Annotated in this window: 2 protein-coding genes; both read right to left on the reverse strand. The window is 60.9% G+C overall.

Annotation, left to right across the window (positions count from 1 at the left end; genetic code table 11):
- A partial coding sequence (locus AC1DY7_RS31235; RefSeq protein ID WP_477497635.1) for a DUF732 domain-containing protein occupies positions 1–236 on the reverse strand: 236 nt, incomplete at its 3' end.
- On the reverse strand, positions 233–1371 hold a 1139-nt coding region (locus AC1DY7_RS31240; protein ID WP_477497636.1), incomplete at its 5' end, for an MMPL family transporter. The genes AC1DY7_RS31240 and AC1DY7_RS31235, both read right to left, overlap by 4 nt.

A 1371-nucleotide genomic window follows, 5' to 3' on the forward strand; every position in this document is an offset into this window, starting at 1 on the left:
TTGGCGCCGACGAATTTTGCGGAGTCGAAGGCGGTGTGGTCGACGTTGTTGGTGAGTCGTTTGCAGACCAGTTTGCCGATCCAGGCGTTGAAGTCTTTTTGCCCGTAGATGCCGTAGGTGTGCAGTTCGTGGGCGAAGTTGGTGTCGGGATCCCGGTCATAGGCCGGATCAGCGTGCGCGGGTGCGGCCAAACCGACTGCCGCACCGGCGATCAGGGTGGCGATGACGAATTTCATGACGAGACCTCCTCGGTCTGCTTGTGGACCGGATCCGGCCACCTCGACGGGACAGGGCGCTGCCGCACCTGCTGTGGCCACCAGAACCACTTGCCCAACAGGGCCGCGATCGCGGGCGTCATGAACGACCGGATGATCAACGTGTCGAACAACAGACCCAGACCGATGGTGGTGCCGACCTGACCGATGACGGTGAGCTCACTGACGGCCATCGAGATCATCGTGAAGGCGAACACCAGACCGGCCGAGGTCACCACCGAGCCGGTACCACCCATCGAGCGGATGATGCCGGTGTTCAGGCCCGCGTGGATCTCCTCCTTGAACCGCGACACCAACAACAGGTTGTAGTCCGCGCCGACGGCCAACAGGATGATCACCGACATCGCCAACACCATCCAGTGCAGCGGCGTGCCAAGGATGTGCTGCCACAACAGGACCGAGAGTCCGAAGGACGCACCGAGTGACACCAGCACCGTTCCCACGATCACCGCGGCGGCGACCACCGCCCGGGTGATGATCAGCATGATGATGAAGATCAGGCACAGCGAGGCGATGCCCGCGATGATCAGATCCCAGTTCGCGCCTTCTTGCATGTCCTTGAAGGTCGCGGCGGTACCGGCCAGGTAGATCCGGGAACCCTCCAGGGGCGTGCCCTTGATGGCTTCCTTGGCGGCCTGCTTGATGGACTCGATGTGCGAAACCCCTTCGGGGCTCATCGGATCGCCGTCATGGCTGATGATGAAGCGCACCGACTTGCCGTCTGGCGAGATGAAGTTCTTCATACCGCTCTTGAATTCGGGGTTGTCGAACGTTTCCGGCGGTAGATAGAACGAGTCGTCGTTCTTCGCGGCGTCGAAGGCCTCGCCCATCGCAGACGAATTGTCCTGCATGGCCGACATCTGATCCTGTATGCCCTTCTGGGTCTGATACATGGTCAGCATGTAGGTCTTCATGTTCTTCATCGTCGCGATCATCGACGGCATCAACGCGACCATCTGCGGCATCAGGGTATCCAGACGCTCCATGTCGGGCATCAGCTGCTGGATGTCGTCGGTCATCGTGTCGATGCCGTCGAGAGTGTCGAAGATCGACCGGATGGCCCAGCACGACGGGATGTCGTAGCAGTGCGGTTCCC

It is taken from the genome of Mycobacterium sp. P2_H7 (assembly GCF_056403275.1).